At 44.2% G+C, this 14,909-nt stretch carries 11 protein-coding genes; 4 read left to right on the plus strand and 7 right to left on the minus strand.

Annotation, left to right across the window (positions count from 1 at the left end; translation table 11 throughout):
* The first annotated feature begins 198 nt into the window (after positions 1–198).
* The 3 genes from P5674_RS06790 (at position 199) to P5674_RS06800 (ending at position 2,015) form a co-directional block, all read left to right on the plus strand.
* Positions 199–738 (plus strand): hypothetical protein, encoded by a 540-nt coding sequence (locus P5674_RS06790; RefSeq protein ID WP_014274598.1) that lies wholly within the window; start codon positions 199–201, stop codon positions 736–738.
* Positions 739–849: 111 nt separating this feature from the next.
* A complete protein-coding gene (locus P5674_RS06795) occupies positions 850–1,278 on the plus strand; it encodes an EVE domain-containing protein (RefSeq protein ID WP_006617655.1) in 429 nt (142 codons plus the stop codon).
* A complete protein-coding gene (locus P5674_RS06800; protein WP_014274596.1) occupies positions 1,278–2,015 on the plus strand; it encodes an ABC transporter ATP-binding protein in 738 nt (245 codons plus the stop codon). Before P5674_RS06795 ends, P5674_RS06800 begins: the two co-directional genes overlap by 1 nt.
* Before the next feature lie 545 nt (positions 2,016–2,560).
* Here P5674_RS06800 and P5674_RS06805 read toward each other — a convergent pair.
* Genes P5674_RS06805 through P5674_RS06820 form a run of 4 tightly spaced genes read right to left on the minus strand, consistent with a single transcriptional unit; the run spans position 2,561 to position 9,681 of the window.
* Entirely contained in the window at positions 2,561–4,456 is a 1,896-nt protein-coding gene (locus tag P5674_RS06805; RefSeq protein WP_062945627.1) for a hypothetical protein, read from the minus strand.
* Between the two features lie 9 nt (positions 4,457–4,465).
* A complete protein-coding gene (locus tag P5674_RS06810) occupies positions 4,466–7,702 on the minus strand; it encodes a hypothetical protein (RefSeq protein ID WP_062945626.1) in 3,237 nt (1,078 codons plus the stop codon).
* A gap of 28 nt (positions 7,703–7,730) precedes the next feature.
* Positions 7,731–9,185, minus strand: coding sequence for a hypothetical protein (locus P5674_RS06815; RefSeq protein ID WP_014274592.1), 1,455 nt, complete (start codon positions 9,183–9,185; stop codon positions 7,731–7,733).
* Between the two features lie 4 nt (positions 9,186–9,189).
* The gene (locus P5674_RS06820; RefSeq protein ID WP_014274591.1) at positions 9,190–9,681 is read right to left on the minus strand and encodes a hypothetical protein; all 492 of its coding nucleotides are present in this window, start codon (positions 9,679–9,681) and stop codon (positions 9,190–9,192) included.
* Between the two features lie 160 nt (positions 9,682–9,841).
* Between P5674_RS06820 and P5674_RS06825 the strand changes: the two genes are divergently transcribed.
* The gene (locus P5674_RS06825; RefSeq protein ID WP_148261891.1) at positions 9,842–11,191 is read left to right on the plus strand and encodes a hypothetical protein; all 1,350 of its coding nucleotides are present in this window, start codon (positions 9,842–9,844) and stop codon (positions 11,189–11,191) included.
* A gap of 63 nt (positions 11,192–11,254) precedes the next feature.
* Here P5674_RS06825 and P5674_RS06830 read toward each other — a convergent pair whose 3' ends face one another.
* The 3 genes from P5674_RS06830 to P5674_RS06840 all read right to left on the minus strand — a co-directional run bounded on the left by P5674_RS06830 (position 11,255) and on the right by P5674_RS06840 (position 14,731).
* A complete protein-coding gene (locus P5674_RS06830; RefSeq protein ID WP_006615926.1) occupies positions 11,255–11,890 on the minus strand; it encodes a Uma2 family endonuclease in 636 nt (211 codons plus the stop codon).
* A 692-nt stretch (positions 11,891–12,582) separates the two neighbouring features.
* On the minus strand, positions 12,583–12,825 hold the full coding sequence (locus tag P5674_RS06835) for a hypothetical protein (RefSeq protein WP_006615839.1): 243 nt from the start codon (positions 12,823–12,825) through the stop codon (positions 12,583–12,585).
* A 499-nt stretch (positions 12,826–13,324) separates the two neighbouring features.
* Positions 13,325–14,731 carry a UDP-N-acetylmuramoyl-tripeptide--D-alanyl-D-alanine ligase gene (locus P5674_RS06840; protein WP_014274588.1) on the minus strand — a complete coding sequence of 469 codons (1,407 nt, stop codon included), beginning with the start codon at positions 14,729–14,731 and terminating at the stop codon, positions 13,325–13,327.
* Positions 14,732–14,909 lie beyond the last annotated feature (178 nt).

The raw sequence follows: 14,909 nt of genomic DNA on the forward strand, positions 1-14,909 counted from the left end.
GCGTCAGACCCAGATAATCCGAATCATCACCAGACCATGGAAAACTGACGCACCAGAGTAGGGTGCGTCAGACCCAGATAATCCGAATCATCACCAGACCATGGAAAACTGACGCACCGGAGCCATATCTGAGCCACTGCAATCAACCCGATCTGATATTAATATTGTGTTGATAGCAGTGAAGAACTCGTTAAAAATATGGATTCAGAAAATGTGGTTTTTCGTATTTCCCCAATTGTGCGAATAACCTTGCTAAGTTTGTATGGTGCGTTGATGATTCCTCTCCCATTCCTAGCTATCGTCGCCGATACACCCATTTCTCCCCAACTATTATGGGGAGGTATTATTTTAGGGGGTGTGGCTGTCTACGGGGCGCTGAGTGAGCGAGTAGTGGTGAACGATCGCACTATTGAAGTAACCTATCCGGCGTGGGTGCGACTGTTTTGGCGGCGGGGTTGGTGTTTAAATTGGTCAGAGGTGCGATCGCTACGTCCGAGAACCACCGGACAAGGCGGATTAGTTTATTATTTCCTCAGTGAGTCTGGGGAAGGTTATTTGCTACCCATGCGAATTGCTGGCTTTGGGAAGTTAGTGGCGATCGTGCAACAAAAAACCGGAATTGATACTACTGACGTGCGGCCTTTATCTCAGCCCTGGATGTATTTAATTCTGTTCTGTTGCACTCTCCTGTTAATCCTAGTCGATATTTGGACAATTGCCAACGTCTTTAACGCTTAGGTTAAATTCTCACCTTCCCCAAGGCTGATCAGATGTATGATCAGATTATCCCCCATGCCAATATTGTCGGGTGGGAGTGTTGGATACTGAACAGAGAGAGAGCGCAATTTGATGGCATACTGGCTATTCCAAGGTAATCCCAAATATTATCGGGTGCTTGATGGTATCCGTGATTTCCAGCAAATGCCCTGGTTAGTCACCCGCTACCGTAAAGATATCAGCGTCGGTGATGGTGTATTAATTTGGAAAGCCGGAAGCGCCGCCGGAGTATATGCCATTGCGGAAGTGATTGCACCCGCAGAGCCCCTCAAAGACATTCCCGATCGCAACTACTGGATTGATAAAACTCGCTTAGGTTATAAACCCTGCGCCCAAATCAAATTCACTACCAAGCTCTTAGATAACCCCCTACTGCGGTCCGACTGTAAACAAGATCCCATCCTCCAAACCCTGTTAGTAATTCGTGCCCCCAACAGTACCAATTTTAAAGTTACAGATGAACAATGGCGGCGAGTCCATGAGTTAACCGGTGGAAATTGATGTTAAAACTTCAGCAGGTCTCTGTCAAATCTCCCATTATCCTTAAACCCCTCTTGCTGGATATTTCTACCTGTGTTCAACCAGGCGATCGCATTGCTTTAATGGGAGTTTCTGGGTCGGGGAAAAGTCTGTTGTTGCGATTAATTAATGGGTTAATCTCTCCCTGTAGTGGTTCTCTGTATTTCGGGGATACTAATTATCAAAATATTGACCCGGTTTCCTTACGCCAAAAAATCACCTTGGTTTTACCGGAAACTAGACTTTTGGGGATGACCGTTTATGAAGCGATCGCTTACCCCTTACGGTTGCGAAAAATCCCTAAAGATGAAATCACAACACGGGTTAATCTCTGGTTAGAAAGGTTAGCAATTCCCCCCGATATTCTACCCCTAACCGACGTGCAACTTTCCAGCCGACAGCAACAATGGATATCTCTGGCTAGGGGTTTAGTTATTCAACCGGATATCCTACTATTAGATGAACCGACGGCTAACCTTAACCCACAACAGCAACAGTCTTTGGCACAAATTTTAACCGATTTTTATCGGGGTGAAAATATGGCGATCGTCGCTACCCATGACACTGATTTTGCGAGTCAGTTCGCCACTAGGGTTTGGTATCTTCACGGCGGAGAGTTAGTTGATGACCTGCCAGTAGAACAAGTCAATTGGGCTCAATTTACTGAGGTTTTACACTCTCAAAAAACCGCAGTTGCTCAAGAGTGGGATAATCTCTAATCAGCAATTATTCCCCCAAATATGTCTGGTCCGAAAATCCCCAAATCGCATAAGTTTTGCTAATTCATCCCGCCAGATAAATTTAATCTTCCAAAGATTGTTAAGAATTATTACAATTTTATCGCGAATAGCTGTCAAAAAGTTGACGAGATTATGGGGGTTGTGCTACCATCAAATAAATCGCACCCAAGGGGTTACTATGTCTACTTGCCAAAATACAGGCTAAAACCCCGATTCTGTCGCGAAAAAAGTTATTCTCTCAGCACAAATAAAAAATCACGATGCACGAGTTTTGGGTGGAGAGGCGATCGCCTTTTTTTACCCTCCTTGACAAAAACGACATTTTGTGCATAGCCCCTCCTGAGACGGTAGTGGGAGGCTAAAATACTGCTAACTGGTGCTTTAAGTAGATAAATATATGGATGCTGGATGCGATCGTCTATAAATGGTCCTTTTGGTTAACCTAGATACTCCACCATCAAACAGCCCAGCCCTTCTTGAGGGGTGTTGGGGGAACCATTCAGCTCCCATGAGAGCCAAAACCGCTATATAATCTCAATCTCACCTTTTTCTGACAGCGTCCAATCTGAAGCATTAGTTTTAATCAGTTTAGCCGGTCTAATCAGATTAAACTTCAACGGATTACTCCGAGGATTACCATGACAATCAAACAAATCCTTGCCCGAACTATCGTACACAGCCTTCTCCATGCTTTGACTATATTTTGGAAATAGCCAAAACTCCGAACTATTTCCTGTAGTCGCAACAGCTTGGTATGAACCTTTGGTAGCGGCATTCAAAATTAGTGGTTGCGCGGTATTGCTCCGGCGCTTATTGTACATTTCGTCCGGTTCATCAACTGCTACTATGGATACATTATGAGACCAAGAATAGTTATCATTATAGTCATTAACAATCTTTTGTATTTCAGGTGGCAATTGGTTTTTAATGGGCTGATTTTGCTCATAAGTAGGCGGTGGATTTAGTAACATTTCGATTTCAGACTTAAGTTTTCTTTTGTCAGATTCGAGCGTTTCTTTATCGGCTTTTAACGTAAAAATTTCATTCATTAATTTTTTTTGTTCAGAGGCGTCTTTTTCTCGTTCTTGCTCTAAACTTTGAACCTTCAGCTGCAAATTTTGTATTGTAGTTGTCTGCAATTGAGTATAATCACTATTTTGCCGAGCCAAATCCTCGACCTGCTTTTGTAGATCTTGATTAGAATTAGATAAATTAGTGACTTGATCATTTAATGCTTGATTTTTATGTTCTAGGGCTGCAAGTTTTCCTTCATAATCGGACTGTGGCGATACTCCCCCTAAATTTTGGTTATATCCGGGAGTCTGATTTGCAGTCTCGGCAATACTATCCAAGGTTCGTTTTAACTCTTCCAGATATTGGATAATTTGAGTCGAACTAGAATAGTTTAGAAAATATCCTGGAAGTAACTGTGACAATGAATTGTTAATTGAAGATTGAATATCATGAAGTGAAAATGAAGCACTATCCCCTTTATTATAATGATTCAATACATTGTCATTGATAATTTGTAAATCTCGTGATGAATTTAAAACCATGTTATTGAGCGTATTTTCAAGAGAGGCTAGGCGCTGGGTAATCTTTGTATATTCATTAGGAGGACGTGAGCTTGGTTTCTGTAGAGATTGAGGAGGTTGTCCATTTTGGGTCTGAGGCTGTCTTCTTTGTGAACGGATTAAATTAGGCTTGTATAAATAGATGAGTATAAAAATTATAACTATAGTAACTACTATTATAATTATAGTGACTACTATAGTAGCCAAAATTTGCGGTACAGAATTATTGGAGTTGGTATGTTGCGATGGGGTTGGTTGAACTTGCTGAGATGCCGGATTCGTTTCTGAGGAAGAAGGTGACTGAGTTAATTGTTGGTTGGCGGACTGTCGGATTAGACCCAACTTTCTGTTGATGTTCGATAAAGATTCTGTCAATGAATTTATATCGGCAACTCCTAGGGTGGGATTTAATCCACCATTTAAGCTATCAGTTGGTGTCAATATGCCATCAATTGTATCGATGTCTTTTTTTATGATGTTCCTAGAAATTTGACTAATATTCAACAGTTGATTATCAGTCTCCCACCTCTCCCACCTCTCTTTAAACTCCGACCACTGATTTGGAAAATCTGCCGGAATAGGGTTAATATCATTCCCCTGAATACCCCTATTATCCATCTCATAGCTACGAGCTTTGAGACTTGATTCAAGATTCTGAATTTTCTGGGTTAGCTCCTCCAAATCGTTCAAAGGGACTGAAGGAGCGTTTGCGTTTTCTGTAGCAGGAGAGGTGGCGGGTAGTTGGCTGCTACCCGTGTCGGGCGGTTGTGATGTACAGCCACCCAGAAGGCTGACAGATAACACCGCCACGGAAAGTGTCTTCAAAAGAAGTTTCTGATTGTTCATGGGTTGGATTTACTTGATGTTTTCGAGTAAAGCTTTCAGTTCCAAAATAAACGGGGGTTCCTTGCGAATATTATTGACATTACCTGTCATATTCATTAACTTGACATCAAGGGTTCTCTTTGTATCACTCAGCAGCCCTTCCCGTCTTCTTTCATCTCTATATACTTCTAGGGGCTGAATGCTTTGGATTCTTAAATCAGTTAATGCCTGATGAAAGTCCTCCAGAAAACTTTCTAAGTAAGTCAGTTTAGCAACCTCAAATGTATTGACCTCCTGCGGAAGTTGTAGGCGATCGCTCCACGAAATTTCTTCTCCATTGACCTGACAATCTTCCCCAGCAAATGGCTCTCCATCTCCCCCTTGAAGACCCTGTAGCCGTGTTGCGTTTTGATCTAACACCAAACCACAAGCCACTTCTGCCTTGGGTTGACTGCTCAGAACCGTTCTTTCTCCTCTGTCGGGGAAACTCGATCCTTTACTTAACATCCGGCTGAATAAGCGATGAGCCTCGCAGTCTGAATCAAACAGCCCCCCAGGTGAAAGCCAGTGCAAAATACGGCAACCATTGCCCCCAATATAAACGGGTGTATTATCTTGGCGATCGTATTTTCCTTCTAAGTGCAGAGCTTGTAAAATGGAGCCGACATAGTAATACAACCCAGAAATCCCGATCGCCGTTCTCTGCAAGATGTATTGCAAGTCCGGATCATCATCTATCAAACCGCGCTGCTTCCTCAGCCATTCTTCCCCTTTCTCAGACAGAACCGCATTCAACTTGGCATAAAAGGCTTCTTCTTTATTTCCACTAGCCAGGCTGTCAATATTAATCTTAAATTGCTGCTGGACAAATCGGGGTTTCTGTTTGAAAAATTGGGAGAAGAGCAAATTCCCCGCCAACAAAACAGAGCATTGGTGAATGAGTTTACGCCTCACCCAAATCGAGATATCAGAACTGCCTCCCCCCATGTCAATGCAGGTGGTATAAAGCAAATTTTGTCCTTCCTCAGCATAAAAGTATTGGGCTAAGGCAACACTTTCGGAGCGGTAATATATTCTTGGATTCGGATCTAATGGCGCAAATTGGAGTCCGGTTTGGTTGGGTAAATCTTCAATGATTCTTTGCCAGTTGGTTCTATATTGGCTTTTATCGTTAGGAGAAAACGAAGAGGGGTAGGAAAACGTCCATTTGAGGATTCTCACCTGATTCTTGGTTGCTTCGGCAGCGATCACCAAAGCTAAATCTTCCAAAAATCGTTGGTTGTCGTCGTTGTTGCCTCGTTTCCACTTAAGGTCTGTTTTAATGTCATCATGCTCGGGATTAAACATATCCAGATTTTGGGATTCTGGAATATATATCCGACCATCAAAAATTCGTTCTTGTTCTCCTCTCGTTCCCAGGGTGGTGAGTACCGTTGCCAGGGGAAATTTTTGGGGAACAGGAGAGAAGAAATATTGATAAAGTAAACTCGAACGCTTCCCGCCCATGATTGCTGTCACTTGCAGATTTAAGGGCGATAGTTCCAGAGGTCTTGCTGTATTGTTGATGCTATAGTAAACGTTAGTGAATGAAGTGCCAAAATCGATGCCAACAGTCCAGGTTTTATTGGGGTTTCCGTCGGGGATTCTTGGTGGCGTTTGCAGGAGAATAACCCCCAAAGTTAAGTCGGGATACTCTTCAGATTGGCAGGTCACAAATCCGGGAAAATTTGGCAGTCGGCTCAGTTGAAAGTCATCGATAACGGGGGGATGTACTGCCTCTACATTCGGAAACTGTACTCGGAAAGTTTTTTCAGTTTCAACTTTCTTAAAGTAGTAAAAGGCATAATACTCTCGCCATCCGGTGGCTTGGAAATTTGGCCAAACTTCCAGGACAGGAACCTCGTTTAAGGCATGATCTTCGATAATGGGATACTCTCGCTCAATGCGATACTCTCCCTCAGACAAGGGCAGAGTGAGGCTGACTTGTACTCCCGGTGTCGTTCCAATTTGAGTGGGTTTCAGTTCAATTTTGCTAATTAGTTCCTCTGGGGTAAAGTAGTTGAGGAGTTGGGGATTGATGGGAAGGAGGGGAGTGAGGTGATGTTCGTTGTTCTCCGAATCTAAATAGGTGACATTTTCATATCCCTGGGGCATTAGTCCGCCGGGTAATTGATTGGCTTCTTCGATAAAATAGAAGTCTTTTAAAAAGATGTCGGCGACGCAGAGATAATCTTCATTGGCTTTAAGCTTTCTTTTAAACTCCTCTAGGTTGAAGTTGACCAAACTGGTGTCGTAGATCCAGATATCTTTCTGTTTTTTATGAATCCATTGATCGAGCAGGGTTTGGCGATCGGGAATAATATATAGAGCTTTTTGACCAATATTCATTCGGGGCATCAACTGGACGCTAGAAGGCATGGCTTTCTCCCCAATCGGGGTATTGAATGCTCCTAATGGTCCTCCGTAAATGGGAACACCAAAATAATTAGCTTTTTTAGAGGGTCTGAGGCGTTGACCGGCTGGCGCGCTTCCCAGGGCTGTTTCTAATTCGGTTTGAAATTCGTTAACCAGTTCTTTGATTGTTCTGACATATCCTGATTCTCTTGAACAAGTTTCGACTTGAGCTTTCAGGTTATCCAGCCACAGCCACAGTTGTATTTTCTCGTCCTGTGTCAGGTGATCTTCTGGGGTAAGGGGCGATCGCAACTTTCCTTCCTGCCACCAAGGCAAGCCAGTCCAGTCCCCATCAGCACTCGGACATAGGAGGGTACTGGGGGAAGTCATCCCCACTGGGCGATCGTTCCATAAAAACAGAAAAATCTTTGTCCAAGGATTAGTTCGACCCGCATCTAGGGAATAAACACTCCTGTTTTGATCCGGAATCAGTTCCAGCAAAGAACTGATCAATTTATCTTGAGGATGCCCAGTCAAATCTAAAAATTTGGCGCGAAGGTCAAATCCTTGGACTTCTGCCAGAGCGATCGCCGCTAACATTCCTTTCCATTGTTCTTGAAAAGCCGAACGCAAGGGATGGGGACTGTTGTCCGTCAGCACCATTTCGACCCACAGGGGACGTGCCCAGATATCGGGAATTGAACAAACATTTCCCGTTTCTCTTCCATCTGGCAAGGCGAGGCTGTTCGCCAGGCTATCGAATGTTACATTAGTGCTACGTTGCCACTGTCCATGTCCGTCCATTCCGACAGACGCACCGGGTTTTAAGGGAGGCAGAAATAATTTGGTTGCAGATTCAGGGTTTGATACCATGATAATTCAATGATGACAACTGAATGATTTACAGATCGCGATCAATAATAATTTTATAGAGTGATTTTGCCAGACCAATTGCCCCTCTATTATTGGGCGAATCTATATCCCTAGGGTTAAGTTTCGATAAAATGTCGTTGATTTCCTTGGTTTTATCGTCTGGAACTAGGTTGGAAAAATCATTTCTTTCCATCTCCTTGAGAGAACCATTTTTATCCAAGAAAACCTCCCAGTTAAACCATTTAATCGACGGTTCGGAACGACCGATCGCACCCAACCATTGCAAGTAATTGGTACACCAATCGCTAATGGCTTTAATGTGATCTTGTTCGTCTCTCAGCTCCCTGGGTCTAAAGAATTTGAGAGACCAGGCAACTTGTTTCGGTTTGTCGCGAGCGTGTTCGAGATCCGGAGCGATCGCCGCCAGCCATGCAAAGGCGAATCGAGTCGCCGCCACCACCCGGCTTCGCACCAGATTGAATTCGGGAATATCGCTCCAAGTCAAGGCCTCCGGGTTTTCTCGACTCAGCAGCATCACCTGACGTGCTGCAGGTTTGTCTGTCACTAGAAAATCCCGCAGCGCTAACGCCCCATAAAATTCCAGAAAATGGGGAGGATTCCGCTGATCGTTCCCTCCGGGACTAAATTTTTCTACAGATGAAAACCTGGGGAGTCCGAGCATATAAACACTATCAAACTTGAGTTCAGTTTGGTTGGCATAGTACCGCAAAGCTGCCTCCGTTTGGAGAATAAAGTCCTGCGATCGCGCCAAGACCTTTTCATTTTTATAATCCTGGGTTGGATGAAATTGGAAGTAGGGGAGCAAGAGCAAGCAGCCAAATTTAATTTTTCCGAGTAAATTTTCCCCATCCGGTCCCAGCTTGTTGGCCAGCAATCGCCCCAGGGTGGGCAACCCAGCCGCCCCGGTGCCACCAAAAATCGAACCGCACAAAAACACCTTCGGTGAGTTCCCGCCTTGACTGTCTGCATTAATCTGTTGGATCAGAGCGTCCCAGTTGGCATCCTCTCTCCCTTGTTGGGTCAACTGGCTGATAATCGCCGCACCGATGGCGGGTCTGCCTTTAAATCCTTTCGTGAGGTGGAGGTCGCGTTCTTCCTTGGGGTAAAGAACATCAAACAAAAGTTTTTTCTCGTCTTCATCTTGACTGTATGGGAAGGCATCTTCGAGGGTCGCATCCGTCCGTTCAAAAACAGACCATGCTCCACCTTGAATCGGATCGATTTTTGAACTCATCCAGGGTCGGGATGGATGAACATTAAAATGTTGGTGACAGTCTTGGTAAATCTTCCGGGTGTTGTTGGTAGCGGAGGCATTGCCATTTCCCGTATCAGGATCGATTAACAAAATTTGCAAATCTTCGCTCCTCTCGTTATGGGAAAACAAACCCACTGCCGCAGCATGAATCATGGATTCAACGAGTTTGGCTCCCGTGCCACCAATGGCAATAATGTAAGCAGTCATCAGTTTAGTCTATCCTCAAAACACGGCGAATTTCAAAGGCTAACGGCACCACATGGGCTAGGGGTGAAGGAGTCGATACGGCAGTGGAAAGCCAGAACGTCAACACCATATTGAGGAGCAGAAAACCCACAAACCAGGGGAATGCCGCTGTGCTGGCTTTTCCGAATACCCAGATATTGCCGATTAGAACCAGCAGCGGCAACAACAGCACAATCCACCATTTCACCATCGCCGATTTGGTGTCCTTGGGAGCGAAATGTCGCCTCATTTGGACAGCCATCATGTACCAGATCACGCTGCCAATTAATGAGACTGACCATACAATCAGGGAGGCCCTCTCAAAGATACTCGCAACCCACCTTGTCGGATCGACATCCCATAAAGCAATAGAGCCACTCCTAAACAGCCAGCTCTGAATGGGAATTACAATAGCGCCCGCCGCTATCGCTAAAAACCAGCGCAATATTTCTAGCCCGCGACCTTCGAGATCAATCATTTTTTGGAAACTGCTTTAGCAGTAATTTGTACTGTATTTGTTGTTTGATGATATGATTTTTAAATCACCATACACAAAACCAGCTTTTTTTTTGTATATTTTGATACATTTTACAATTCTTAACACAAAACCGGGACTAGAAAAAGCGGGAGTTATTACCATGCTGAAAAAGGGATTTCAAGTGACAATGATGATTTTCTGTCTGTCTCTGGCTGCTTGTGCGCCAAAGCAGATCACCAAAGATTGCGACTTGCCGGGGATATGGGTGGAAACCGAGGAAGTCAACAGTTCGATTACCCCCATTATCCAAATTGATGGTACTCCCTCTATGCAGGGGTTTGTGACGATTCCCACCAGTCGCTATATTCGCACTCTCAGGCTGATTGATACGGTTGTCACCACAGCTTTTGCTAATTCTCAACCACCTCAATACTACCGTTTTGGCATGGCAAGAAGCCGATTCACGGATGAAAGCTCTTCCTTAAGTGCACAAAAACCGTGGTTTTATGATCGTACCCTTGAAAAATTGTTAGATGCTGATCTCGATGTGGCGATCGCACCTGTGGAAGGCAACCCTAGAGAGCAAATTTCCATTATCATAGTCGATCTGTATCAGCAAGATGGGGAAATTGCTAGAGTTCTCAATAGCTTGAGAGTCAACTATTTGGAGAAAGGACTCGCTGTCGGCATTTTAGCGGTTAAGAGTGAATTTGATGGAATCGTCTATGATATTGGACTGAACAATGAATCGGTTCAGTACCGGACGACGCAAAATCAACCGGAAGGTTTCCAGCCTTTTTATGTTTTGGTGTTGTCAACCTATGAAAATGTAGCCCATTTTTTCGATCGCATAAAAACCGCCAGTCAGAGTGAAGGTTTAAACTTTACAGATGATAAGTTTGTGATTTTTTATCCTCGCTTTTTATCGGAACCATTGAGATTAAATATCGACCCCAATCCCGGCAACTTTAATAATGTTGATGGTATTCGACGATTGCATACCATCAATGATGGCAACGTCATGGTTTCAGTAGGCGATCGCCAAACCACAGAAATTTTGATGTTGACGAATCCCAACAGCCAGGACAAGAAGATTCCCTATCAAATTCCTTATCAAGGTTTACCTTATTTACTGCCGATTAATGATATCCAAGTAGAAGTTTCCCCAAGCATCTATAACTCGGAGGATAGGAGTTTTGTTCCGTTTAATCCCAATCCCATCCAATTCCATAACTGGAATATCGACGGCAATAAATTGAATTTCGATATCAACTTTAATACCAGGGTGATGACCAGTGGAGTTTACTGGTTTACCGTAGATTTATCACCTAAAAGTCTGCAATCACCCCCTTGGTGGACTGAATGGAATCTACGGGAAAATGAACCATTCAAGGGGGGTACAACCTATAATTTATTGCCTTTTATGGAAAACTTAAAAAAGCTGAACTTAGAACTCCACCAAGATACAGGAATGGGTCGATTGTGCTACCTTCTTCACCAAAATTTTTAGGGATGCAGTTACCTATAAACAACCCAATCGCCTGATACTTTTTTAGCCAGATTAAGCATCCCCCTAAAACACTGCTAACTGGTGCTTTAAGTCACGAATGGCGGCGCTGGTGTTGCGCTGATAGGCAATTTCTAAACATCGGGCGACCACATCAGCCAGGTTCACCTCCGGGAAATATTGGCTTTGGGATTTCACCTGATACTCATCCCCTTGCAGTTGGTAAATCAACAGTTGTTGTTGACGAAATAACCACACTTCCGGGACTCGATATGGGAGATAATCCAGAATATCTGAATAGCTGGTGACATCAATTTCCAGGACTAAATCCGGCGGCGGGTCCTTGCGCCAATCAATCCGTTCCTTACCCGAAACTGCTTGCCAATGGTTAATATAAAAGCAATAGTCCGGTTCAATGGCGCTTTGTTCTGGTAGTCCCATGGTCACTGGAGTAAAGGAATCATATTCGCGCCCTGTCCAATCAAGCAACACTTTGATGATGTCTGCAATTAGGCTGGCATCTCGTCCGTGTTTGGGTAAAGGAGACATCAGCAACACTTCTCCAGAACGATACTTAATTCGGGGAATAGAACCGTCACCCCGGCTCAAGCATAATGTCTGATACTCCTGCCAGGTTCCCGGTAGCTTTACCACACTGCCTGCTGGTAGTTTAATCTCTTCGGGAGAAATGACTGCATACATGATTGAGTCCCTCAAAGGGGGGTGAACTATTGCCTTCCTATGTTAAATCTTTCCCGATACTCTGGAATTATCCCCCCAAAGATGTCTAGTCTCCCCATTACATAACTTTTGCTAATTCATACCGCCAGATAAATTTAATCTTCTCAAGATTGTTAAGAATTGTTACGATTTTATCGCAAATTACTCTCAAAAAGTTGACGAGATTATGGGGGTTGTGCTACCATCAGATAAATCGCACCCAAGGGGTTACTATGTCTACTTGCCAAAATACAGGCTAAAACCCCGATTCTGTCGCGAAAAAAGTTATTCTCTCAGCACAAATAAAAAATCACGATGCACGAGTTTTGGGTGGAGAGGCGATCGCCTTTTTTTACCCCCCTTGACAAAAACGACATTTTGTGAATAGCAAGGGAACCGAAAGGGGGAAAAGGTTACTGGGAGGGCTGTATAGGGTAATCTTCAATGGTTGATGATTAATTGCGATCGCACCCTTCACCCCTTCACTCCAGCCCGTACCTTCCGGTTGAACTTTCCCCCCCCCAGAGTGTTTTAGAAAACTTCTCAGGCTGAACTATCCAGTCGGGGGAAACAGTTAAAAGCCGCCGGAATTTATGATATTTAAGCACTGGGTATGATGACTTTGATTTCAGTCTGCCAATTAAAATCATCTGCATTAAATGTATATAGTTTGCTCAGTTGATGCCATAGATATCACTTCTGGCGATCGCGTCCTTTGCGCCAATATCGGCTACCAACCAATCAAATTCTCGTTCGAGTTCTTCCAATTCTTTTCTGTCGATATTTTGGGGATGGGTTAAATAGGGGGAAAATGAATCCTTCTGTCGGGCTACCAACTTGAACGCCGCCACAACTTCTTCGATAACGGTAATTTGTTGGGGCGTGAGACCGCTTACATCAATTATTTTAGGGTTCATCGCGGGTTAGGAAATGCCGAAAATTACACATTTATTATGGTAGCAGTTCTCCGCCAGGGTGGGAACTATCAATCCCATCATAGCGATCGCACCTCGGTAGTTATTTTGACTCATCTCTGTCTCCGCTGGTCCCCCCATTACATAACTTTTGCTAATTCATACCGCCAGATAAATTTAATCTTCTCAAGATTGTTAAGAATTGTTACGATTTTATCGCAAATTACTCTCAAAAAGTTGACGAGATTATGGGGGTTGTGCTACCATCAGATAAATCGCACCCAAGGGGTTACTATGTCTACTTGCCAAAATACAGGCTAAAACCCCGATTCTGTCGCGAAAAAAGTTATTCTCTCAGCACAAATAAAAAATCACGATGCACGAGTTTTGGGTGGAGAGGCGATCGCCTTTTTTTACCCCCCTTGACAAAAACGACATTTTGTGAATAGCAAGGGAACCGAAAGGGGGAAAAGGTTACTGGGAGGGCTGTATAGGGTAATCTTCAATGGTTGATGATTAATTGCGATCGCACCCCCTCTACAACGCGGTTCATTCCGACAGAATTAGAGGCTTTAAACAAAACCCGATCGCCGGGTTTAAGGAATGCGAGAACCTTATCAATCATCAACTGATGAGCCTGGGGGGAAGCGAGGTCTTGAATATCAATAAAATCGACTCCCATAGCCCCCTCAGCCATAGCTTGAGCCTCAGCCAAATCCGCCAAAATAAATAAACCATCCAAATTGAGCCTTTCAGTTTCCGCCCCCACTTGCTGATGAAATTCAAGCGATCGCTCACCCAACTCCTTCATAGTCCCCAACACAGCAATATGTCGATTACCCGGAGTTTCCGCCAACAATTTTAACGCCGCCAAAGTCGATTCTAAACCGGCATTATAGGTTTCATCTAACAACATAATATCATCAGCCAGGCTATAACGTTTAGCCCGTCCTTGTGGCATTTGAAGGGATAAGCCAGTGCTGATGGGTGCATAAAGTTCTTCGGCGGAAATCTCCCAACCAGCGATCGCCCTAAGCACCGCCAAAGCCGCCAAAAAATTCGAGGCATTATGAGACCCTGGTAAGGGTAAAGGTAAATCAATTCCCTCCACCCGGATAGTTTCATGTCCTAATAATTCACCCTGTAAAATTCCCCCCTCCAAACCATAGGTAATAGTTGTTCCCGCCCAAACCTGAGTGGCTGTTGACATGAGGCGGCGGTTATCATGATTAAGCACAGCGATTGATGTATCCGGCATTTCCGCCAGCAATTCACACTTAGCACGAGCGATCGCATCTTCCGAACCCAAGCGGCCGATATGAGCAGTTCCCACATTCACAATTACCCCCACAGTAGGACGGGTTATGCGAGTCAAATCCGCAATTTCTCCGGGTCCGCGCATAGCCATTTCAATGACAGCAAAATCATGATCAGAGCGCAATTCTAGGAGAGTTTTCGGGACTCCTATTTCGTTGTTGTAATTACCGAAGGTTTTGTGAACCTTACCATGATGAGAAAGTACAGCGGAAATCAGTTCTTTAGTAGTAGTTTTTCCCACGGAACCCGTCACCCCAATGACAGGAATAGGAAAGCGATCGCGCCAACTGCGTGCGAGGGTCTGATAAGCCTGTAAAGTATCAGCCACTGGAATTAAGGGAAATTCCGGGTGAGAAACAGCAAATTCCCGACTAACCACCGCACAAAGGGCTCCTTTAGCGATCGCCGCCGCCACAAAATCATGTCCATCAAAGCGATCGCCCGGCAATGCCACAAACACCTCTCCCCGTTGGAGGTTACGAGTATCAGTTGTGATACCAATCACCGGGAAGTTAGCAGACGCATCACAGGATACTTCCCCATTTATTGTTAAAATCTGCAACAGTTGGGTCAGGGTAAACAGCTCAGACATAATTGATCGCATCTACTCCCATCAATAGGAATTAGTAACCAGAGGCAATTTTGGCAATAACCGAGAGTTATAGTCAAGATTGCCATGGCGGCATTTAGCCCAAAATCATTATAATGTTTGGGTTGAAATTCACAAAAATTGCCAACTTTTGTTAACACTCTAAAGTTTGCCATCGCAA

Origin of the sequence: Limnospira sp. PMC 289.06, from assembly GCF_032350395.1 — a bacterium.
Lineage (GTDB): Bacteria > Cyanobacteriota > Cyanobacteriia > Cyanobacteriales > Microcoleaceae > Limnospira > Limnospira platensis.

Bases quoted from the DNA above. Each gene is read 5' to 3' on its own strand.
- P5674_RS06790 (WP_014274598.1), top strand. From the start codon at position 199: ATGGATTCAGAAAATGTGGTTTTTCGTATTTCCCCAATTGTGCGAATA.
- P5674_RS06795 (WP_006617655.1), top strand. From the start codon at position 850: ATGGCATACTGGCTATTCCAAGGTAATCCCAAATATTATCGGGTGCTT.
- P5674_RS06800 (WP_014274596.1), top strand. From the start codon at position 1,278: ATGTTAAAACTTCAGCAGGTCTCTGTCAAATCTCCCATTATCCTTAAA.
- P5674_RS06805 (WP_062945627.1), bottom strand. From the start codon at position 4,456: ATGAACAATCAGAAACTTCTTTTGAAGACACTTTCCGTGGCGGTGTTA.
- P5674_RS06810 (WP_062945626.1), bottom strand. From the start codon at position 7,702: ATGGTATCAAACCCTGAATCTGCAACCAAATTATTTCTGCCTCCCTTA.
- P5674_RS06815 (WP_014274592.1), bottom strand. From the start codon at position 9,185: ATGACTGCTTACATTATTGCCATTGGTGGCACGGGAGCCAAACTCGTT.
- P5674_RS06820 (WP_014274591.1), bottom strand. From the start codon at position 9,681: ATGATTGATCTCGAAGGTCGCGGGCTAGAAATATTGCGCTGGTTTTTA.
- P5674_RS06825 (WP_148261891.1), top strand. From the start codon at position 9,842: ATGCTGAAAAAGGGATTTCAAGTGACAATGATGATTTTCTGTCTGTCT.
- P5674_RS06830 (WP_006615926.1), bottom strand. From the start codon at position 11,890: ATGTATGCAGTCATTTCTCCCGAAGAGATTAAACTACCAGCAGGCAGT.
- P5674_RS06835 (WP_006615839.1), bottom strand. From the start codon at position 12,825: ATGAACCCTAAAATAATTGATGTAAGCGGTCTCACGCCCCAACAAATT.
- P5674_RS06840 (WP_014274588.1), bottom strand. From the start codon at position 14,731: ATGTCTGAGCTGTTTACCCTGACCCAACTGTTGCAGATTTTAACAATA.